This is a genomic window from Niallia sp. FSL W8-0954, assembly GCF_038005605.1.
GTDB lineage: Bacteria > Bacillota > Bacilli > Bacillales > Cytobacillaceae > Niallia > Niallia circulans_A.
The window spans coordinates 1,199,181-1,220,423 of record NZ_JBBOTN010000001.1; the positions used below are offsets into that span (position 1 = coordinate 1,199,181).

At 35.6% G+C, this 21,243-nt stretch carries 22 protein-coding genes; 10 read left to right on the top strand and 12 right to left on the bottom strand.

Annotated elements, in window-relative coordinates; genetic code table 11:
- Nucleotides 1-65 precede the first annotated feature (65 nt).
- Entirely contained in the window at nucleotides 66-188 is a 123-nt protein-coding gene (locus NX902_RS05910; RefSeq protein ID WP_341160604.1) for a hypothetical protein, read from the bottom strand.
- A 151-nt stretch (nucleotides 189-339) separates the two neighbouring features.
- Nucleotides 340-1,149, bottom strand: a complete 810-nt coding sequence (locus NX902_RS05915; protein ID WP_341160605.1) for an alpha/beta hydrolase — start codon at nucleotides 1,147-1,149, stop codon at nucleotides 340-342.
- Between the two features lie 127 nt (nucleotides 1,150-1,276).
- On the opposite strand from NX902_RS05915, the gene NX902_RS05920 reads away from it, so the two are divergent.
- The 5 genes from NX902_RS05920 (at nucleotide 1,277) to NX902_RS05940 (ending at nucleotide 6,859) form a co-directional block, all read left to right on the top strand.
- Nucleotides 1,277-2,896: an ABC transporter substrate-binding protein gene (locus tag NX902_RS05920; RefSeq protein ID WP_341160606.1), complete on the top strand. Its 1,620-nt coding sequence runs from the start codon at nucleotides 1,277-1,279 to the stop codon at nucleotides 2,894-2,896.
- Between the two features lie 103 nt (nucleotides 2,897-2,999).
- Complete coding sequence (locus NX902_RS05925) at nucleotides 3,000-3,956, top strand: iron-hydroxamate ABC transporter substrate-binding protein (protein ID WP_123259078.1); 957 nt, start codon at nucleotides 3,000-3,002, stop codon at nucleotides 3,954-3,956.
- A 90-nt stretch (nucleotides 3,957-4,046) separates the two neighbouring features.
- Nucleotides 4,047-5,069, top strand: coding sequence for a FecCD family ABC transporter permease (locus tag NX902_RS05930; protein WP_172860140.1), 1,023 nt, complete (start codon nucleotides 4,047-4,049; stop codon nucleotides 5,067-5,069).
- A 25-nt stretch (nucleotides 5,070-5,094) separates the two neighbouring features.
- Nucleotides 5,095-6,087: a FecCD family ABC transporter permease gene (locus tag NX902_RS05935; protein WP_163188177.1), complete on the top strand. Its 993-nt coding sequence runs from the start codon at nucleotides 5,095-5,097 to the stop codon at nucleotides 6,085-6,087.
- Nucleotides 6,088-6,169: 82 nt separating this feature from the next.
- Entirely contained in the window at nucleotides 6,170-6,859 is a 690-nt protein-coding gene (locus tag NX902_RS05940; RefSeq protein WP_204259934.1) for an alpha/beta hydrolase-fold protein, read from the top strand.
- A gap of 51 nt (nucleotides 6,860-6,910) precedes the next feature.
- On the opposite strand, the gene NX902_RS05945 is transcribed toward NX902_RS05940, so the two are convergent.
- Nucleotides 6,911-7,114, bottom strand: a complete 204-nt coding sequence (locus NX902_RS05945) for an alpha/beta-type small acid-soluble spore protein (protein ID WP_031535675.1) — start codon at nucleotides 7,112-7,114, stop codon at nucleotides 6,911-6,913.
- 322 nt (nucleotides 7,115-7,436) lie between these two features.
- Between NX902_RS05945 and NX902_RS05950 the strand changes: the two genes are divergently transcribed.
- Nucleotides 7,437-7,679 carry a hypothetical protein gene (locus tag NX902_RS05950; RefSeq protein ID WP_095330127.1) on the top strand — a complete coding sequence of 81 codons (243 nt, stop codon included), beginning with the start codon at nucleotides 7,437-7,439 and terminating at the stop codon, nucleotides 7,677-7,679.
- Between the two features lie 64 nt (nucleotides 7,680-7,743).
- Here the strand turns inward: NX902_RS05950 and NX902_RS05955 are convergent, their stop codons facing one another.
- The 8 genes from NX902_RS05955 to NX902_RS05990 form a co-directional block, all read right to left on the bottom strand.
- On the bottom strand, nucleotides 7,744-8,841 hold the full coding sequence (locus NX902_RS05955; RefSeq protein ID WP_095330126.1) for an ABC transporter ATP-binding protein: 1,098 nt from the start codon (nucleotides 8,839-8,841) through the stop codon (nucleotides 7,744-7,746).
- Between the two features lie 174 nt (nucleotides 8,842-9,015).
- The gene (locus tag NX902_RS05960) at nucleotides 9,016-9,918 is read right to left on the bottom strand and encodes a PucR family transcriptional regulator (protein ID WP_095330125.1); all 903 of its coding nucleotides are present in this window, start codon (nucleotides 9,916-9,918) and stop codon (nucleotides 9,016-9,018) included.
- Nucleotides 9,919-9,965: 47 nt separating this feature from the next.
- On the bottom strand, nucleotides 9,966-10,583 hold the full coding sequence (locus NX902_RS05965) for a hypothetical protein (protein ID WP_341160607.1): 618 nt from the start codon (nucleotides 10,581-10,583) through the stop codon (nucleotides 9,966-9,968).
- Between the two features lie 74 nt (nucleotides 10,584-10,657).
- Complete coding sequence (locus NX902_RS05970) at nucleotides 10,658-10,834, bottom strand: hypothetical protein (protein ID WP_164463914.1); 177 nt, start codon at nucleotides 10,832-10,834, stop codon at nucleotides 10,658-10,660.
- 11 nt (nucleotides 10,835-10,845) lie between these two features.
- Entirely contained in the window at nucleotides 10,846-11,982 is a 1,137-nt protein-coding gene (locus NX902_RS05975) for a YheC/YheD family endospore coat-associated protein (RefSeq protein WP_163187608.1), read from the bottom strand.
- A 74-nt stretch (nucleotides 11,983-12,056) separates the two neighbouring features.
- On the bottom strand, nucleotides 12,057-13,421 hold the full coding sequence (locus NX902_RS05980) for a YheC/YheD family endospore coat-associated protein (protein ID WP_095330121.1): 1,365 nt from the start codon (nucleotides 13,419-13,421) through the stop codon (nucleotides 12,057-12,059).
- The gene (locus NX902_RS05985; RefSeq protein ID WP_163187610.1) at nucleotides 13,387-14,487 is read right to left on the bottom strand and encodes a YheC/YheD family endospore coat-associated protein; all 1,101 of its coding nucleotides are present in this window, start codon (nucleotides 14,485-14,487) and stop codon (nucleotides 13,387-13,389) included. Before NX902_RS05985 ends, NX902_RS05980 begins: the two co-directional genes overlap by 35 nt.
- Nucleotides 14,480-15,853: a YheC/YheD family endospore coat-associated protein gene (locus NX902_RS05990; protein ID WP_341160608.1), complete on the bottom strand. Its 1,374-nt coding sequence runs from the start codon at nucleotides 15,851-15,853 to the stop codon at nucleotides 14,480-14,482. The genes NX902_RS05985 and NX902_RS05990 overlap by 8 nt, the downstream gene beginning before the upstream one ends.
- A 269-nt stretch (nucleotides 15,854-16,122) precedes the next feature.
- Between NX902_RS05990 and NX902_RS05995 the strand changes: the two genes are divergently transcribed.
- Complete coding sequence (locus NX902_RS05995) at nucleotides 16,123-16,479, top strand: YlbF family regulator (RefSeq protein WP_047943039.1); 357 nt, start codon at nucleotides 16,123-16,125, stop codon at nucleotides 16,477-16,479.
- A gap of 131 nt (nucleotides 16,480-16,610) precedes the next feature.
- Here NX902_RS05995 and NX902_RS06000 read toward each other — a convergent pair whose 3' ends face one another.
- Nucleotides 16,611-16,811: an alpha/beta-type small acid-soluble spore protein gene (locus tag NX902_RS06000; protein ID WP_047943041.1), complete on the bottom strand. Its 201-nt coding sequence runs from the start codon at nucleotides 16,809-16,811 to the stop codon at nucleotides 16,611-16,613.
- 332 nt (nucleotides 16,812-17,143) lie between these two features.
- Between NX902_RS06000 and NX902_RS06005 the strand changes: the two genes are divergently transcribed.
- The 3 genes from NX902_RS06005 (at nucleotide 17,144) to NX902_RS06015 (ending at nucleotide 21,215) form a co-directional block, all read left to right on the top strand.
- Entirely contained in the window at nucleotides 17,144-18,010 is an 867-nt protein-coding gene (locus NX902_RS06005; RefSeq protein WP_163187614.1) for a Cof-type HAD-IIB family hydrolase, read from the top strand.
- A gap of 177 nt (nucleotides 18,011-18,187) precedes the next feature.
- Nucleotides 18,188-19,699 carry a coproporphyrinogen III oxidase gene (locus NX902_RS06010; RefSeq protein WP_163187616.1) on the top strand — a complete coding sequence of 504 codons (1,512 nt, stop codon included), beginning with the start codon at nucleotides 18,188-18,190 and terminating at the stop codon, nucleotides 19,697-19,699.
- Nucleotides 19,700-19,916: 217 nt separating this feature from the next.
- Entirely contained in the window at nucleotides 19,917-21,215 is a 1,299-nt protein-coding gene (locus NX902_RS06015; protein WP_171509417.1) for an NCS2 family permease, read from the top strand.
- The last annotated feature ends 28 nt before the right edge of the window (nucleotides 21,216-21,243 follow it).

Consider the following 21,243-nt stretch of genomic DNA (forward strand, 5'->3'; position numbering starts at 1 on the left):
GATAGTGCCAGTTTTTTAGTGAAGGGAAGACTCCCTTCACTTAGTATTCAACGTTTTTGATGTTTCTATTTCTTTTTAAACATTGTTGTATTATCAAGAAGGATTGAATCGAATTCCCCACAGTCTAAACAAAATGTATAAATTTTATTTGCTCCATTAATAGACATTTTGTTTGTTTTAATAGGCATAAAGTCTGTCCCTTCTGGGCATTCACTTCTTCCACATTTAAGTCCATTTTAATTTTGATAATAACCATGCCTCCATCTCATCTATCCCGATTTAACCTCCAAAAAAGGGATTAGCCCACCTGATTGCTTTAAAACCTGTTTTTAGTAAAATTCATTTATCATTTATAAAACGTATCGTTTTATTGATTAATGGCAGTAATACAGTAAGATGGTCTTCTTCTTTAAATTCATGAAAAATATGCTGGAAGGAAGGAGAATGATAATTCTGCAATTTCTCAGAGAGAGTAATTGCCTTTTGATGCATTTGTGTAAAATGTGATTTTTCTTTTTCTCCAACGGTAAGCAGCAATTTATTTGTGTCTAGAGGGTTTAGTCTTTTTGGAAAAAAGTCTAGTTCTTTTAACAGCTGCTCTTCGTTCCAATGGATGGATGGGCTGCTTGCCAGATAATATTGAAACGAAGAAGGGGCCGTGAAGAGTGTAAAAAGAACAAAAAGTCCTCCGAGTGAATGACCAGTAATCATTTGCTTTTTTGTGTTTATCGGAATGTTCTGCTCTACTAAAGGCTTTAATTTCTGTTCGATAAAGGAAAGAAATTGTTTGCCGCCACCAAGAGGCGGCCATTGTGAGCCAGTTGGATTTTTAGGAAGCTGTGTCTGGTCTGCATGAAAGGTAAAGTCGAAATATCTTTCTACACTATAAGGCTCAGCAGTATCATAGCCTATACCAATGATAACAGCAGGATGTAATCCAGTTTTTTCACGTGTTCTAGTCTGCAAGCGTACCGCTTCTACATAACTACCAAAATTAGCGTTGCCGTCCAAAAGATAGAGGACAGGAAATCCATCTTCAGGAACGGGGATATTTGGGATATAGACAAAGATTTTATATTTTTTTGTCTCATCAATAGAATATGTCCAAATTTCTGTATTGGGAATATAAAAGCTTTCTTTCCATTTCATCAAGGATATCCCCACCTATTTCTTTCTATGCAATAATTTGGTAAAATAAGTGATAATGATTATCAATATTAATTAGGTGAATATATTGTACATATAAATTAAGAAAATAACAAGAGAGGAAAATGAGATGATTTATAACTGGGAGAGTATCGAAATAAACTATGGCCGTATAGAACGATTATATGCCAAGAAGATAGAGCGAGTTTTATCGACTAGTTATCTATTTATTTATATTAATAGTGGTGAAGGGATGTTATCGATTGATATCGATAAGTTTCTTTTCAGTAAAGGGGATCTATTATTTATTCCAGCGGAAAGCACCTATCATCTTCAATTTAAAAATACTTGCTGTGTAGACTATTATTTGCTGCCATTTCAATTGTATCAGACGAAAGCTATAAATAGGGATACATATACAAAAGTAGCGCTAAAGAATGAGAACAGTATCATGAAATCATTTGTTTTTCAGTCAGCTGACACAATTCAGCCTATGCTGGAGGACCTGTTCAAATTAGAACAAGACGAATCAATAAATAATCATTTTTTAAAAAAGGCAAAACGCTCGCTGATTTTCCATTATTTTGTGACCAATCAACCGCAAAAAATTCCGAAAAATACAATGATTGCGATAGAAGAGACCAAAAGATATATGGAGAAGCATTATGCTGATACCATTTCTACCGCTTTATTAGCAAAAAGAGCAGGGGTAAGCCCTAAATACTACTCCCAGCTTTTTAAAAAAGAGTATGGAATAGGTGTACAAGATTTTTTAACAGAAATCCGTATTCGCAGGGCAAAAGAATTACTCATCAAAACATCCAATAGTTTACGAGTGATTGCAGTAAGTGTTGGTTATGCTGATGAATTTTATCTAAGTAGAGTGTTCAAAAAAATCGTCGGGATTCCCCCAACGAATTATAGGAAGAAGCGAGAGGTGAAGATTGCTTCTTATGATTTTTCAACAACAGGTCATTTACTTGCACTTCAGATAATTCCCTACGCAGCTCCACTGCATCCTAAATGGACCAGTTATTATTATCAGAATTTTCGAGATGATATTCCTATTCATTTAAATACCTACAAGATTCATTTAGAATGGGAAAACAACATCCAAAAACTGTCTGCAGAGAAACCAGATAAAATAATCGCGAAGGATGACATATCAGCTGAAGAGAAGCAGGAACTCGAAAAAATAGCACCAGTCTATTATTATTCATTCAAAAATAGCAGTTGGAAAAGCCAATTGCTAGAAATAGCAACCTATATTAATTGCGAAATAGACGCAGAAAACTATTTAAAAAGATATGAAGATAAAGTAAAGGAAACAAGAAAGTTATGGAAGGAATCATTAGAGAGCGAAGTTGTTTTAGTAGTTAGCCTATTTAAAAATACATTAGTCCTCAATCGTTCTAGAACAGCTATTGATCTCGTGTATAAAGATTTAGGATTTACGTCAGCACAACCTGAAGAAGATATTCAATTAAGCGAAGCCATTACACTTTCTGACTTGGTAAGCTTAAATCCAACTTATTTATTTGTTAATATTCGCCAGGATATGGAGACAATTAGCGCTTGGGACAAACTGAAATGCTCAACAGAATGGAATCGTATAGCAGCAGTTAAAAATAAGAAAGTTGCTTTTATCCATTCAGATCCATGGAATGAGTATTCTGCAAGCTCCCACTTACGAGTTCTTGATAATCTCCGAGAGCTGATGATAGAGAAGGAAAAAGTACAAGCATATTAGCGGAAATTATCCATGTTATAATCGGAGCTTTTTTCAGTATAATTCTAATTGATAAAGGTTATCAATCTCAATTAGGATTATATAGAGAAAGGAAAGAGAGTATATGAAAAAGAATTTATTTTTTATTTTCCTAGCGGCTTTTTTATTATTAACAGCTTGTAGTCAAAAGGGAGAAAAAAATACATCTTCATCGATAAAAGATAGTAAAGGGGACGGACAAAGTACGACTCAAGAGGTTACCTATTTAGGGGAAAAATATGAAATTCCAGCTAAAGTAGAGACAATTGTAACAGCAAGCCAAGAAGCGATGGAAGATGCAGCGATGCTGGGTATTAAACCAGCAGGTGCCATTGCAACAGCTGGAAAATTCCCTGCTTATCTAGGCGACTCGATGTCGGAAGCAGAGCAAATTGGCGAAAAAATGCAGCCAAGTGTAGAAAAGCTCTTGCAGCTAAAACCAGATGTTATTCTGGGCACAAGTAAATTTCAACCAGAAGTGGCGGATAACTTAAATAAAGTGGCACCAATGATTCCTGTTTCTCACATTTCAACAAACTGGAAAGATAATTTATTATTACTAGGGCAATTGACAAATGAAACAAAAAAGGCAGAAACAATCATTGCGGATTATGAAAAAAACGTTACAGAGACAAAAGAAAGCATTCACGATAAGCTGGCAGGAAAAAAAGTTGTTATGCTGAGATTAAGAGGGGGCAGCTTATATATTTATCCTGAAACGGTATATTTTAACCCTGTTCTATATGCAGACCTTGGTTTAGAGGTTCCTGAAGAAGTAAAAAAAGCAAAAGCACAGGAAATGATTTCATTAGAGAAATTAGCGGAAATGAATCCAGATTACTTATTTATTCAGTTTGAGGAAACAGAAAACACTGATAGTCCAACAGCATTAGCTGATTTAGAGAATAATTCTATTTGGAAGAGCCTCGATGCTGTTAAAAATAATCAAGTGTATGAAAATGTAGTCGATCCATTGGCAGCTGGGGGAACTGCATGGAGTAAAACAACTTTTCTTAAAGCTTTTGCCGATTTATTTAAATAAGAGAGCGAACAAGGAAACGGAATTATCCCCACCTCATTTCTCCATCTTGGTGGGGGTCTTTTTTTGAAAGGAGGTTCATTCGATCAGGTGATGTCAAATTTGGATAAAGAGAAAGTAAGAGCATATGCGATTATATATAGTGCGCCTTTTTTATGTATTGCAGTTATTCTTTTATCTATTTCGTTAGGGACAATGAATATTTCATTAAAGGAAGTCTTTGATGCCTTTTTTTATTTTGATGCAGAAAATGTGGAGCATACCATTATCCGGACAGCCAGACTTCCTAGAGCAGTAGGAACTTTATTAATAGGCGGCCTTTTGGCAATGTCCGGAGCTATGATGCAGGGAATGACAAGGAATTATTTAGCATCGCCGTCCATAATGGGAGTTTCGGATGGTGCTGCATTTATGATAACACTTGCTTTTGTATTTGTTCCAGGACTAAATTCCTTTCAAATGGTAGCTTTTTCTTTTATCGGATCTGCTTTAGGTGTTTTCTTAGTTTTAGGTTTAGCTTCCATTGTGAAGAATGGTTTTTCTCCTTTAAGACTTGCCATTATAGGCACTGTTTTTGGATCTTTTTTAAGCAGTTTATCTTCTGCCATTGCCTCCTATTTTCAAGTATCTCAAAATATGAGCTTCTGGTATAATGCCCGCTTGCACCAGCTTAATAATGATCTATTGCTTATTTGCTTTCCTTTAGCCATTATTGGAATTATTCTGGCATTATCGCTTTCCAAATCAATTGCTATTTTATCGTTAGGAAAAGAAATTGCTACATCACTTGGCCAGAAAACATTCATTATTCAGCTTTTAACGATGGCATCTGTTGTGATGATGACGGGGATCTCTGTTTCGCTAGCCGGCAAAATAGGATTCGTCGGTTTAATTATTCCCCATATTACAAGAATGATGGTTGGGGTTGACTATCGAAAAATAATTCCATGCTCTGGAATTATAGGGGCCATATTTCTCGTCATATGTGATACTCTCAGTCGATTCATTAATTACCCTTTTGAATCGCCAATTGGCATAGTAACAGCCTTCTTAGGTGTCCCTTTCTTCTTGTATTTAATAAAGACAAAGGGAGGAGGGAATACTCAACGTGGATAAAGAAAGAAAAAGAACCTATCTATCGATGTATGTATTAATTGCTTTATGTCTCATCGTCATGTTCATTAGTTTATCCAAAGGAGAATATATTCTTTCTTTTCAAGAGATAGGAAGGAGTATTTTTCGTTATCATCCTGATGCTAATACGGATCTAGTTATATTTGAGTTCCGTCTGCCCAGAATTATCTTGGCCATTTTTGTTGGCTTCGGATTGGGGATTGCAGGTTCTATCCTGCAGAGTATAACGAAAAATGGTCTTGCGGATCCTGGAATATTAGGAATTAACAGTGGAGCCGGGGCTGCGATTGTTGCCTATATGTTTTTCTTTCATGGAGTGCTTAATCTTAATAAGGATAGCTTATGGTTTGTGTTAAGTATGCCGCTTATTGGCTTAGTTGGTGGATTTATTGCTGCATTTGTTATTTTTTTATTAGCAAAAGATAGAGAAAGACTGGACTCGCAAAAACTTATTTTAACTGGAATAGCCATAAATTCTGGGTTTGGTTCTTTGGCCATGTATATGTCCTTAAAAATGAAAGCACAGGATTTTGAAATGGCGACAGTATGGCTGACTGGAAGTATTTATAATGCCAATTGGCTATTTATTCTTGCAATGCTACCATGGTTTTTACTAATCATTCCATTTATTATTCGAAAGGCGTACTCGCTTGATTTATTTCAATTGCAAGAAACAGTAATGATTGGTTTAGGAGTAAAAGTGGAAAAAGAAAAATGGCTCTTACTATTATGTGCTGTTGGCATGATTGGAGCATGTGTGTCCGTTTCAGGAAGCATTGGTTTTATTGGACTAATGTCACCACATATGGCAAGACTGCTAGTTGGATTAAAAAATCGAAATTCCTTGATAGTTTGTGGGTTAATTGGCAGTCTCTTCATGTTAATAGCAGATTTTATCGGCAGAACAATTGTCGCACCTGCAGAAATTTCAGCGGGAATTATTTTAAGTATTATTGGTGCACCCTATTTTGTTTATTTATTAGTAAAAGCTAAAGTGTAGAGGTTGAGAAATGGATAGTTACAGAAGTAGGAAAAGAAATATAAGGGGAACGGTAAGGGAGGTCCAGATACAAACTCGAACTTTGAGTATCTATCTGCCACCTTCTTATAATAAATTATCAAGTAGTTTTCCAGTAATCTACGTTCATGATGGAGGAAATCTTTTTCATCCTATCTTACATGAATTAGAAGAATTATTCTCTTTAGATAGAGCAGAGGAAGTAATTCTTGTGGGAATTGAACCCAAAGAACGACTTCATGAGTATACGCCTTGGTATTCACCTAGTCTTAGTCCCACTTTTCCACCATTTAAGGGGGAAGGAAAGGTCTATTTATCCTTTGTGACGCAAACGATTAAGCCATATATAGATACCACCTTTCATACTAAAGCAGATCGACAAAACACAGGTATGATAGGAGCCTCACTAGGAGGGCTCATTTCTTTATATGCTATGTATGAATTTACTGATTATTTTTCTAGATTTGGGCTCCTTTCCCCATCACTATGGTATCCGAACAGCCTTTCCTATGTGCAAAAAAATGAGATGCAGATGGAAAATAGTGTTTTTTTGTATGTTGGTGAGGAAGAGGGGAAAAGCAAGGTTAATATTCAAAGGTATATGGTTGAAAATGTTTCGCTGGTAAATGAAGTGTTTTTTAAAAAACTTCCAAAGGAACAGTATCAATTTATTCTTGGAGAAAATGCGGATCATAATAGAGAGCACTTTATTAAACAATTTCTCCATGCGATAAAGTGGTTATACCCTAAATAAAGCAAGCCCCCCTAAATTAGGAGGGCTCTAGCCATTATATTAAATTTTCAATTAGCCTTGAAATCCACCTAGTTGCTTTTCAGCCATTTGTACTAAGCGTTTTGTGATTTCTCCACCAACAGATCCGTTAGCGCGAGAAGTTGTTTCTGCACCAAGGTTTACACCAAATTCAGATGCAATTTCGTATTTCATTTGGTCTAGAGCTTGAGATACTCCTGGTACTAAAAGTTGATTTGAAGAATTGTTGTTTGCCATTGTGTTCCAGCTCCTTCTAGTTGTTTTTTTGGTTGGGTTAACTGGAATTGCACCAGTCTGTAAGAAATATCTTACTACCACTAGGTATAACCCAATAATATGGAAAGTAGTAGTTGTTTATGTTTGCTCTCGCCTTGGTTGCTGCTTGTACTATTATTATGGTTGGATTTCATTATCTTATTCTAGAAAAAATCAAGGAAATTAATTCCTTTTATTCCTGCTGGATAGTTTCTAAATACAATAGAGAAACTAAACGCAAGAATAAATTCAACGCAAAAAAGGCTGATTTTTTTAGGGTAGAATATAGAGAGGTGAATTTGAAATGGGCTCCATTTGTCCTATCTGTAATGGCTTAGGAAATTTAGAAAGCGTTTGTTCTAATTGTGGAGATCGTGTAGAGGACAAAGGCAGAGTGATGGATTATTATGATGACTATAGTGCCTATATGCCGATTGATCAAATGAAGCTAGAAAACGGCTATCAGGATTTATCTGCACATTTATGTCCCCATCTTGTGCTTTGTCCACAATGTGGACAAGAAGAGGTATTGTTTATCCAGGAATAGAGGCTAACCATTAATAAAAGCTTACCATGCATCAGCAAGGTAAGCTTTGAATTTAACTTTTTTATTAGCGAATACGAAGTTCTGTTTCTTTATCAAAGAAATGACCTTTATTCATATCAAGTGCTAATTTCACAGATTGACCAGCTTGAAGGTCTGCTCTAGAATCTAAGCGAGCAACAAATTCCTTGTCAGAAAGAGTAGAATATACAAGGCTTTCTGCACCTGTTAATTCAAACACTTCTACTTTTGCATCAAAACTTGTATTTTCTGAACTGTTTAAGAATACTAATTCATCGTGAATATCTTCTGGTCGGATACCAAAGATAACTTCTTTACCGATATAATTTTGTTCCCGTAATGTTTTTAATTTTCCTTCTGGAATAATGAAAGCATTATTACCGAGTACTAATTTATTGTCTACTACTTTTCCTTCAAAGAAGTTCATTGCTGGTGAACCAATGAATCCGCCAACGAAAACATTTTCAGGTTTTTCATATACTTCTTTTGGAGCACCAACTTGTTGGATAACTCCATCTTTCATAACAACAAGTCTTGAAGCCATTGTCATTGCTTCTGTTTGGTCATGCGTTACATAAATAGTAGTAGTTTGCAGTCTTTGGTGAAGCTTTGAAATTTCAGCACGCATCTGCACACGTAATTTAGCATCTAAGTTGGATAATGGCTCATCCATTAAGAATACTTTCGCATCACGAACAATGGCACGACCTAGTGCAACCCTTTGACGTTGTCCACCGGATAATGCTTTTGGTTTTCTTTTTAAATATTCTTCTAATCCTAAAATTCTTGCAGCGTTATTTACTCTTTCTTCAATTTCCGCTTTAGGGAATTTACGAAGCTTTAAACCAAATGCCATATTATCATAAACCGTCATATGTGGGTATAGAGCATAGTTTTGGAAAACCATTGCGATATCACGATCTTTAGGTGCAACATCGTTTACACGTAATTCATCAATATAGAAATCACCTTTTGAAATATCTTCAAGACCTGCAATCATCCGTAGAGTTGTAGACTTACCGCAACCAGAAGGACCAACAAATACGATAAATTCTTTATCCTGAATGTGTAAATTAAAATCTTTAACCGCTTCAACTTTTTCATCATAGATTTTATAAATATTTTTTAACACTAGCTCTGCCATTTTGTTCTCCCCCTACCAATTTGATAATTCTACTTTACCATTTTTGATACCGTTTTCAAATCGGCGAAATGCATGAAAAACGCTTACAGAGTTTTGAGCAAAATGCCTAAGAGCTTGTATAGCCAGTTTTCTATAAAACTTCCCAGTAAAAAAAGCCAATATTGGCTTTTTAAGCTACTTCCCGCTAGTGTAGAATAGGCAGGCAAGATAGGTGGTGATATAAGAATGATAATTCTTTAGGTTCAGGCCTGTTTTTTCTGTAAACTTATCAAGTCGGTATTGTAAGGTATTGCGATGGATGAACAATTGTTTTGCAGTATTAGTGCTGTGTCCATTGTTTTCAATAAATGTTTTGATAGTAAGCAGTAGTTCCTTGTCTTCTTCAAAAATGGAAAACCATTCTTTAAATAAATCAAGTTCGTCTTCCTTCAGTCTGCTGATTAACAGGTTAGGCAGAATCGTTTCTAAGCTAAGAACGGTGGATTTCGGCATAAATGCCAAACCTTTTGAAAAAAAGTTTCGTTCTTGTCCAAAAATAACAGGAATAGAACTATTTAGTTTCAGCTCTTTTCCCATGTAAAAGCAAATGGAAAAAAAGAAATCAGATTGCAAAGCTTGAGCAAGAGCAGTGAAATCTTCCTCCTCTAAATATTGTGCATTTTGCTCTATTACAACCCCTTCATTGGAGCCATTCCAAATAATAAGGCTATTTTCATGAATAAAACCATCAAATGCCGATTCAATTAATTTTCTTTCAATGGAAGTAGTATCACCTTTAATATGAAACTGGATGAAACGTAATGTCTCCATATTTTTGAAAGAAGGCTGTTCTCCGTTAAAATATAGGTACTGATTCCAACTGTATTCTTCCTTTTTTAATGTTTCATCTGGTTGAAAAAAATCATAGCAAGCTTTTAATAATTCTAGCTGAGAGTCATCAATCTCCTGTTTTTGAATCCCAATCCAATCATCTTGAAAATCAACCTTAAACCAATAGTAATCGGAAAGCTGTGATGGAGATGGGGGCACTGCTTGCTCCAAGCTATGTTTATAATAGGCTAATAATTTATGCTTCAATGGATGGGTCCCTCCGAAATGTTTTCATAATTTTATTCTATACCGATTTATAGAAAAGGGGCAAGTGATGAAGATGGTTTGTGGTGAGGAAGTTTGGCTGAAAAGAGTGGCGTTTTGGCTGATAAAAAGGGAGTTTGGCTGAAAAGTCCGAGGTTTTGGCTGATAAAATAAAAGTTTGGCTGAAAAGAGTGGTGTTTTGGCTGATAAAAAGGAAGTTTGGCTGAAAAGAGTGGTGTTTTGGCTGATAAAAAGGGAGTTTGGCTGAAAAGAGTGGTGTTTTGGCTGATAAAAAGGGAGTTTGGCTGAAAAGTCCGAGGTTTTGGCTGATAAAATAAAAGTTTGGCTGAAAAGAGTGCAGATTTGGCTGATAAATCGGAAGTTTGGCTGAAAAGTATGGTGTTTTGGCTGATAAAAAAGGAAGTTTGGCTGAAAAGAGTGGTGTTTTGGCTGATAAACAAGAAGTTTGGCTGAAAAGAGTGGTGTTTTGGCTGATAAACAAGAAGTTTGGCTGAAAAGAGTGCAGATTTGGCTGAAAAAATAAAAGTTTGGCTGAAAAGAGTGCAGATTTGGCTGATAAACCAAAAGTTTGGCTGAAAAGTCCGCAGATTTGGCTGATAAAATAAAAATCCGGCTGGAAAATCCTCCACATTAGCTGACAAAATCATAAAATCAATCGAATGAAAGCAAAAAAGCACCCCCTTTGCCAATAAAAAGCGAAAGGAGGGGATGCCTGAACAGTTTATTTGATTAGATGAGGGGGTTCTTCTTCCGGTAGTTCCCTTGCTTCCTCCATATTTGTGTTATTTTCTCTATTTATTACTGTTCCACCTGCTAACCCTTCATTTATGATTCGATCAATATCTAAATAAGCTTTTTCTTTTCCCTCGTATGGGAGATCTTTTTTAGCTTTTTTCATGATAATCCCTCCTAAGTTTTAGGATGGGTCATCTCCTGCGATTTATTCTGAAAGGGGAAATTAGTTAATGAATAAAAAAGCTTTATTAGCTGCTGGCATCGTTTTTCTTCAATTTCTTTTTCGTCAAATAACATCGGTTTGGCATTAACCTCGAAAAGATAATACTGGCCATTCTTATCGACACAGGCGTCGATGGAAAACTCACCCGTAAAACCATATTTTTGGGTTAACAAGATTCCACAGTGATCAACTATTTTTTGGAAAAATAAGTCATGCTCTTTTTGTTGTACTTCCTGATAAGAAAGCAATTTTCCGCCGGAAGGTATATGGGTTGTGACATTCTGCTGGGTTGATTGTCTCACTCCCACTCCAGTAAGGACATAGCGATTTTCAAAGGTAACTAATAGGCGAAAATCATAGCGATTTCCATTATATAAGGCTCCGTCAATTTCTTCTTGGAGCAAGTACTCTCTTTGGAGCCAATCTTGCTGATACTGTTCCCAGACTTGATTTAAAGTAGAGTAGTATTTGGTCTCCTCGGTTGTACTGACATGGATAGAATCGTTTTGTTTTAATCTGATACGGTAAATATTTTTCCCCTTAAAGCCTTCTACTGGTTTTAAATAAATATTTTTATACGTAAGCAGAAAATCAGCAAAGTCTTCCTTCTGCTTTAAAAGAGTTGTTTTAGGCAAATGCTCTTTTAAGAAAGGGGAATCACGAAACAATTGATGAAGCTCCCATTTATTAATAAATGAAGCGTTAAAAAAGGGGATTCCTTGTTCTTTTAAAAAGGACACGGCAGTCTGAAAGGGTTCCTGCTTCTCTGTTTTTCGAAAAGGAACACGATTATAGACAATGTTTGGTAACGGAGTAATCGCTTTTATCCAACTGTTTCTGCTGGAACAAAATATATATCCCGTTAGTTTTTCTGTCTGTAAGTTTTCAGGAGGAAAGATAACGATAATTCCTCCCGCATGTTGTTGAAGTTTTTCCTGTAGCTGTTTAAAGAGCTCGCCATTTCCAATTAATTTATTATGTTTATTTCTTGCAATCATAATTCCGATTAATGGACCAACCTTATCTTCATGTGGGACAATTGGGAAAGCTGCATGGTTGGCAGCTGGGATTAAATTAGCTAAGCACATGTTAGATGCCCCAAAAAAGTAAGTATCCCGCGAGGCTGTATACCAACATTCTTTTTCGGAATCATAATAAATATTCATTGGTAGATATCCTCAAGATTTTTAATACTTTGATCCATTAGGAAGACTGCGTATTCGAGCGATTTTCGGCGAGTCTCTAAATCAAATTTTTTAAGAGAAGGATGCTTAAAAATACTTCTTCCCGGCTTTGCATTGGCTTCGAATAACCATACGCGTCCTTTTCGGTCCAATCCTAAATCAAAGCCGATTTCTCCTATATATCCTTCCATTTGTTTTTCCATGGCCTTACTTATTTGCAAGGACGCCTTCGATAGTTTATTGCTTATTTCTTCGCAATGAAGGTCTGTATTGGTTAATTCTTCGATTGCTTTAACCGTACCACCATTATTAAGATGAGTGGTAACACTGCCTGTGCCTGCAATTTTTGCGGCCATTGCCGTCATTTCCCATTGACCATCTTTATTTTTATTAGTATGCACACGGAAATCGACTGATTTTTTTTCTGAACGAATTAAGTGAATACCTTGTTGAACGATATAATGAGATAAATTCTGATTTTCGAATAAGTGATTCATTAATGCTTCCAAATGATCAAATTTCATTAAGCGATTACCCTGCTCCTCATCTTTAAAGCGAGTATAATAGCAGCCATCCTTTTTATCAAATAGTATTTGGTAGATTCCCTTACCAAGACTTCCATTTTTAGGTTTTATATAGACATTGCCGAAGTTGCTCAGCATTCTTTCAATGACAGAAAAATTAGTGAGTGCATGGGTTTCAGGCAAATAATCGGAAATACTGTCATCCTGAAGAAGTCGTTCATAAATATCGAGTTTGTTAAAGAAACCAGGATTATACCAGGATATAGAGTATTCTTTCTGTAATCGCGTTTTAACGGCCTGGATTCTGTGGAGATTTTCAATTCGGCGATTTGGGATACGGTCATAAACGACATTCGGAAAAGGAACTTCTACTGATTTCCAGCCATCTTCATAAAATAGTCCATTAATTGTTCCTGTTTCCCAATTAATATGCTGCTCTCCAAATAGGAAGGCAATGACTCCCACTGTTTTTTGCACAGAAAGAAGTTTAGAAAATAGAATCGAGCGATCCCCGATTGGGCGAACTTTAATTGTTGAAAAGCCAGAAGTGAATATGCCTACGAGTGGGCCGATATAGATGGTTTCGTCATCTGAAAATAAGTGCACATTTGAACTGTTGGAAGGCAGTAGTAATTCTTTAAAAAGATCGGAACTAATGCCTATGATATTTTTTGATTTTTTATGTTTTTTTATAGTGGCTTCTTTGCTGACGGTTCCAAATGCAATTATTTTCAAATTTTTATTTGCTTCAAAGTCTGTTGGTAAGTAAACAGTATTTTCGCTGTTAGAGATTATTTCGATAGGATATAGCTTCTTCATCTCGATTCCTCCTTTTATCATCAGCAAGTTTAGCAGCATAAAGGATTGGAGCTTGATAGAGCTTTTCACATAGATGTGGATATGCTGTCATGATTACTTTTCTCCCAGGCTTTGAATTTACATCAAGAATCCATAATGACCCATTTGGTGAAATGCCAATATCTACGCCAAGCTCAAATAGTGCAGAGAAGGAATTTTCTAAAATAGAAGGAAGGAGGGTAAGAATTTCCTCCATCTCTTGTTTAAGAAAGCCTTTTAATGGAAAGGGAGCGGTTTGAAACCAATCTTCAAAAGCGATAATCGACGCACCAGCACTTAAATTAGAAATAATTCTTCCTTTTTCGCCAATGCGGATTCCTTTTTCGATAACGTTCCATTCTTCCTTTGGATTTTTTTGCATTAAAGCGCGAATATCAAATGGCTGCTCTTCTTTGTTGGTAAGGGGAAGATGGACCTGCATGATATAAGAATTTCTTTTTAACAGCTGGTTAAGCCATTTATTAAAAGTCACTTGATCCGAAAATATTTTTTCTATTGTTTTTTCTTTTTTATCTGTTCTAACTAAGATGTCTTTATTTTGCTTTTTAATAAAATATAGTCCATTTCCTTGAGAACCATTTATTGGTTTAATAATGACAGGATTTAAGTTCTGAAAATTTATTTGATTGGCTGATTGTAAGAGAAAAGTTTCAGGAATATATGCAGAAAGTTTTGACTCGCGTAATACTTGGTATAGCTGCCATTTATTTGGTAATCCATTGCCGAGAAAAGTAATTGTCGGTTGTTTTTTCAGCCACTGAATAATATTTTTGCATTGAATGGAATGTGAATCATCATGATAAAAGCAGCGATCATATAGAATAGAAGGAACCGGAAATTCTGCTTCTATCCAACTATCTGAATCTGGCATATATTGTTTTCCTTTTACGGTATGTGTAAAGGGATGATAAGTAGAAGGGACAAAATGATAGATCGTAAATCCGAAATCCCTTCCATATTTTGCGATTTGGTGAATGTAATGATTTTCATGGTCGAGGGATAATGACATGATCCCGAAATTATTCATCGTCTGATAGCTCCTTTAAACAAGGGGAAAAGGAAAGTGCAATAAAATATTCAAGTAAAGCTTTTGTGGATGGCCTTGTTTTTTCAATATGTTCCTCTAATTTCTTAGAAGGTTTAGAGTTTACCTCTATGATCCATAAGTGTCCTTGTTTATCCATGCCTATGTCGATTCCAAGTTCACCTAAGTATCCATCTGTATTTTTATGGAGGAGAATGGCAATTTCGATTGCTAATCTTTTTAATTCCTCCAATTTTTGTTCTGCATTTTCTGTATGCAGCAATTCATTTAACACCGCTTTTGCAGGCTTCATCTCTGCGCCTTGGGCAAGATTGGCAACAATTGCATTCTTTTGGGCAATTCTGGCAACGGTAGATGTTATTGTCCAGTTCCCTTGATAGTTTTTGTGGCAAAGAATACGAAAGTCAAGGGAGCGCCCTTGCCATTTTTGAAAATCTATTCCTTGCTGGCAAATATAAGATCTTCCCTTACTGTAGTGTTCTAGCCATTTCCAAAGTTTTTTTTCTTCCGTGAAAAGCTGGCTTTTCCCTTTCCTTTTTCCAGAAGAAATTGTAGCAATATAATGATTGTTAAAGGACTCAATATGAATGATATTTCTGCCTTGGCTTCCATGAACAGGTTTCACATAGAGAACTGGAAAATTCTTAAGCATAAAGTGTAAGTTTTCCACAGTTAAAGGCTCCGTTACCGGTAAATGGAGAGTAACTTCCGCATTTTTTACGAGAAGTTGATATGTTTCATCCTTTGAAAAAAATTTACTATTAAAAATAGGAATTTCTTTGTCTTCTAATATTTTTTTGAGCTGCAAAAAAGAAGTACTTGCCTCTGCCTTTCGCGAATGAAGTCGATTATAAACGACATTAGGATAAGGTAATGGTTGTTTAGACCAGGTGTTATTAGCAAAAAAATAACCGTGAACGAAATCATCTTGAACATGCTGTAATCCGAACAGATAAAAGAATCCGCCTATTTGCGTTAATTCTTCCGTCAATTCCTTGCATAAATGTTGAATAGCAGGAAAAGAAATATCCTCTTTGTCGTCGTTCACTTCTGTTAATATACCAATAACAGGGCCTAAATGGATTATTTGATTCTTGTGATAATAAGGCAGAAGATAGGTGTTGATTTCTTTAGGAATTGGCAAGTTTTTTTCTAAATCTGTACTAAAAACAATATCTTGTTTTTCAAGTGAATGTGTTTGTACATTTACTGGAATAAGCATTTTAGCTATACATACATAAACGTCATCATGGAGATCCACATGTAAAAATTTTAATAAAGAGGGACTGATTGCAATAGATAATCCTTTTAATGTTTTTTGAAAATCATCTTTTTTTGTTAGTTGCAAAAATTTCAGAGTCATCCAGATTCCCCATTTGTTTTTCAAGTTATGAAGAGGCAATACGGATATTCGCCTATTTTGGTGCTGATATATCTTATGAAAGATAAGCAAAGGTGTGAAAGACATAGGAAAAAGATTTATCGATTAGCTGCCGAAGAATTGTTTGTATTAATTTTTAGAAGCTTTCTTGATTTTCTGAAATAGAGGTATTTCTGGTATTATGATGCATAGTTTGTTATAGTGGAGTCAATTGTTAATGAAAAGGAGTTGTTTAAATGGCAGTAAATTTACATGATCCTGCTAATGCTTTAGAGAAAGCGATTCGTCAAAGTGATGAATATACAGAATTGAAAAAGATGTATGATACGGTAAATGGAGATCCTTCTGCGAAAGCGATGTTTGATAATTTCCGTAATATTCAATTACAGCTTCAGCAAAAGCAAATGTCTGGTCAAGAAATTACACAAGAAGAAGTAGAACAAGCCCAAAAAACAGTAGCACTTGTTCAACAACACGAAAGTATTTCGAAATTGATGGAAGCAGAACAACGTATGAGCGTATTAATTGGTGAATTGAACCAAATCATCATGAAACCATTAGAAGAGCTTTACGGTCCTGCTCAACAACAATAATAATGACAAAACTCCTCTACTCTTAGTAGGGGTTTTTTATGGTTGCGGGGGCGTTTCCTGTGGCTTATTTAGAAAACAAGAGGAGGACGGCATGGCGCCGTCCTCCATTAGCCAAATTTATTTAATTAGTCTTAGAATCTGCTGCCGCCAAGTTGTTGCTCAGCCATTTGTACTAATCTTTTAGTGATTTCGCCACCAACAGAACCGTTAGCACGAGAAGTAGTTTCAGCTCCAAGGTTTACCCCGAACTCTGATGCAATTTCATACTTCATTTGATCCAATGCTTGAGATACTCCAGGAACTAATAATTGATTTGAATTGTTATTTGCCATGATGAATGTTTCCTCCTTGAGTAATTTAATTTGTGTTACGTTTATTATTTTAAAAAAAATGACTTATTTTATTCAAAAAAGTAAAAAGCAATTTTTTCCATAGATTTGCTATACTACACTACTCGATCCTAAAAAGAATTGCGAGCTTTAAAAAAAAATTTGAGCGCATAACAGAACGTATTTTACTACCTAACAACGAAATCTCGCATTACAAAATCTTACTGAAATAAATTCATACATCTTTTGTTAATCTTCCCTCAAAAGTTCTATTATGCTTGTTTTCTACATAAATGATATATAAAGACAATACATCGAAGAAATGGGGGAAATTTATGATCTATCGCTTACTAGCTTTAAATATCGATGGTACTCTCCTTCAATCAAATGGCCGCTTAACGAAAGCGACGAAAGAGGCGATTGAATATGTACAGCAAAAGGGAATTTATGTAACGCTTGTAACTGCAAGGAGCTTGCCCTCTGCGAAAAAGGTGGCAAAAGCGTTGAAATTAAATAGTTACATCGTGGCACATGAAGGAGCATTAGTGGCCAATAATGAAGATGATACTATTTTTGTTAAACGAATCGCAGACGACCTTACATCAGATATTGTCCGATTCTTAGAAGGATTCATATGCCAAATTCGTTTGGTACATGAAAAATTCTCACTAGCTAACAAATCAAAACTCCATCATAATATGCTTGCAAAAACGGTCTTATCATCTGGAGATCCAGTCTTTTATTCCCACCAGTTTGTCGATGTTTTAAGTGATGTTTTATTAGAAGAACCAGTAAGTCCGCCCAAAATGGAAGTTTATTTTGAAGAGAAAAAAGACTGCCAGGATGCAAAAGAAGTGCTTGGAAAAATGTTTGATAATATCCATATTGTTCAACATAATGAGTTGCGTCTAGATATTTTACCAGCTGGTGTATCGAAACGAAGCGGGTTGTTATTTTTAGGGGAGAAGCTTGGGATAAAGAGCAGCGAAATGGTTGCCATAGGAGACGGATTAGACGATTTAGAGGTAATTGAAGCAGTAGGTCTTGGTGTGGCAATGGGAAATGCTCCAAATCAATTGAAAATTGCAGCAGACTGGGTAACGAGATCTAATGACCAAGAAGGGGTTGCTTACATGGTCAAGGAACACTTCCGTAAACAGCATCCCATTGAGTTTTTGCGCAAGATGAATATTATAAAATAGCTATTATTTATATTTTTATAGGAGGAGAAGTCACGCGGAGACTTCTCCTGTTCCCTTTTCTAGAATAGCTAACAGAAAGTCTTTTGACCCTTTCTAGTTATTTTTTTTACACTGCAGTATAATTGGTTAAATAAAGCATGATAATATTCAGAATAAAAGGTGAGTTGAAAAATAACGATGAAACAAATATATATACAAGGATTAACAGATGAACGTTATATCAGGCCGTTAGAGCACATAGGCAATTTATTTTTTGAAGATACAAAGGTGCTTTATAGAGAACTAGAAGAAAAAGCAGACCTTCATGTTGAGTTCGAAACAGAAATTATTGGGCATGAATTTATCGTAAAAGGCAAGCTCAAGGAATTAAAAGAAGAAACTATATGTAATAGCCATGCAGATCTTAGTCAGTTAACGGATAAAGAAATATTTAAGCAAATGAAAAAAGCCATTTCCAAAAGTTATTTATTATTGCTGCAAGAGTATACAGGAATGGTGCAGAAATGGGGGATTTTAACAGGTATACGCCCAACAAAACTTCTTCACCGCCATATGCAAAAGCAAACACCGATAGAAGAGGCGCATCAATCTCTTCGTGAGGAATATTTAATGTCCGATGAAAAAATCGAGCTAATGCAGAAAATCATTGATCGCCAATTAGCAGTGATTCCTGATTTATATGATTTGAAAAAAGAAGTAAGCATCTATATTGGAATTCCGTTTTGTCCGACAAAATGTGCTTACTGTACGTTCCCAGCCTATGCCATTAATGGACGACAAGGCTCTGTTTCCTCCTTTTTAGGCGGGCTTCATTATGAAATGGAAAAGATAGGCGAGTGGCTGAAAGAAAAAAATATTAATATTACAACCGTCTATTATGGTGGAGGAACACCAACAAGTATTTCAGCAGAAGAAATGGACATGCTTTATGAGCGCATGCATACTTCTTTTCCAAATGTAGAAAACATTCGTGAAATCACGGTCGAAGCAGGGAGACCGGATACGATTTCGCCAGACAAACTGGAAGTGTTAAAAAAATATAATATCGATCGAATTAGTATTAATCCACAATCGTATACACAACAAACATTAAAGGCGATTGGCAGACATCATACAGTAGAAGAAACAATTGAAAAGTATCATTTAGCACGTAAGCATGGCATGAATAATATTAATATGGATTTAATTATTGGGCTTCCAGGTGAAGGTGTGGAAGAATTTCAATATTCTCTTGATAAAACAGAAGAGTTAATGCCTGAATCACTGACTGTTCATACTCTGTCGTTTAAACGTGCATCTGAAATGACGCGTAATAAATCCAGATATAAGGTAGCAGATAGAGAGGAAATTCAGGAAATGATGAAGATGGCGGAAGATTGGACAGAGAAACATGATTATGTCCCTTACTATTTATACCGTCAGAAAAATATTCTAGGAAATTTAGAGAATGTCGGCTATTCAAAGAAAAACCAGGAAAGTATCTATAATATTATGATGATGGAAGAACTGCAGACGGTTATTGGTGTAGGCTGTGGAGCATCCAGCAAGTTTATTCATCCTGTTACAGGTAAGATTACCCAATTCTCTAATCCAAAGCATCCTAAAACATATAATGAAAGTTTCGTGGAATATACGGATAAAAAAATTGCCTTGTTAAATGAACATTTTTCATTAGAAGCATCTAAATAAAGATCATTAAAAATCTATTAGAACTATTTCCGTTCTGGTAGATTTTTTTTTGTTTCTGTGATTATTTTCGTATGGAAAAGAAAGACTAGTGTCAAACTAATAAAGGTATTTCACTAAATTGCCATTTTTCGATCGAGAAAAATAGTTGCTTTTTGCAGTAAAAACGAATAACATAGATAATGTTGTTTTTAAATGTTCGTTTTTTGGAGGTTCTTTCATGTTTAAGTTAAAGGAAAATAATACAACTGTGAAAACAGAGTTAATGGCTGGATTCACAACTTTCTTAACAATGGTTTACATAGTAGTAGTCAATCCAGGAATTTTAAAAGAAGCAGGAATTCCATTTGACCAAGTATTCCTAGCAACCATCATAGCAGCTACTATCGGGACATTGTGGATGGCTTTGCTTGCAAATTATCCTATTGCTATTGCACCGGGTATGGGGTTGAACGCATACTTTGCTTTTTCGGTTGTTGGAAATAATAACGTCGATTATACGGTAGCACTCTCTGCAGTATTTGTTGCCGGTATTATTTTTGTTATCTTGTCATTAACATCATTTAGAGAAAAGTTAATTCAAGCTATTCCAGATAATTTGAAACATGGAATAACAGCTGGTATTGGTTTATTTATTGCATTTATCGGGTTGAGACAAACGGGAATTATTGTTGCCAATCCAGAAAATCTAGTTGGACTAGGTGATCTTCAGTCTCCCACTGTCATAATCGCCCTTATTGGTTTAGCTATTACGATAGTTCTGTTTAGTTTGAATATAAAAGGTGCGTTATTTATTGGGATGATTGTAACAAGTATTATCGCTTACTATACTGGTTACTTATCCTTTGAAAATGGAATTATGGCAAGCCCGCATTTACCAGAGGGACTTATCATTAGCAATCCAATTTCAGCATTTGGCGATGTTATTCAACATGGATTGTACGCTGTCGTTTTCTCCTTTTTATTGGTAACGATTTTTGATACCACTGGTACGATGATTGGGGTGGCTGAGCAAGCTGGATTAATAAAAAACAATAAGCTGCCAAAAGCAAGACAGGCACTTCTTGCTGATTCACTTGGAACATCTGTTGGCGCAATGTTTGGGACAAGTCCAACCACTGCTTTTATTGAATCGACATCAGGTGTTGCAGCAGGTGGCCGTACTGGTTTAACTGGTGTTACAATTGCGGTTTTATTTATTATTTCTGCCTTTTTTGCTCCGTTAGTGAGCAGCATTTCTGGTTTATCTGCTATTACAGCTCCTGCTCTAATAATTGTAGGAAGCTTGATGATGGGGGCAATAAGTGATGTGAAATGGTCAGAGTTTGATGAAGCATTCCCAGCATTTATAGTCATCCTAAGCATGCCGCTTACATCAAGCATTGCAACAGGAATTGCCCTTGGATTTATCTCCTATCCATTATTAAAGCTAGTAAAAGGAAAAGGAAAAACGGTTCATCCACTCGTTTACGTATTTGCCGTATTATTCCTTTATCAATTAGTGTTCTTACCACATTAAAAGGAAAAAGCTGCTGTTAGACTCAATA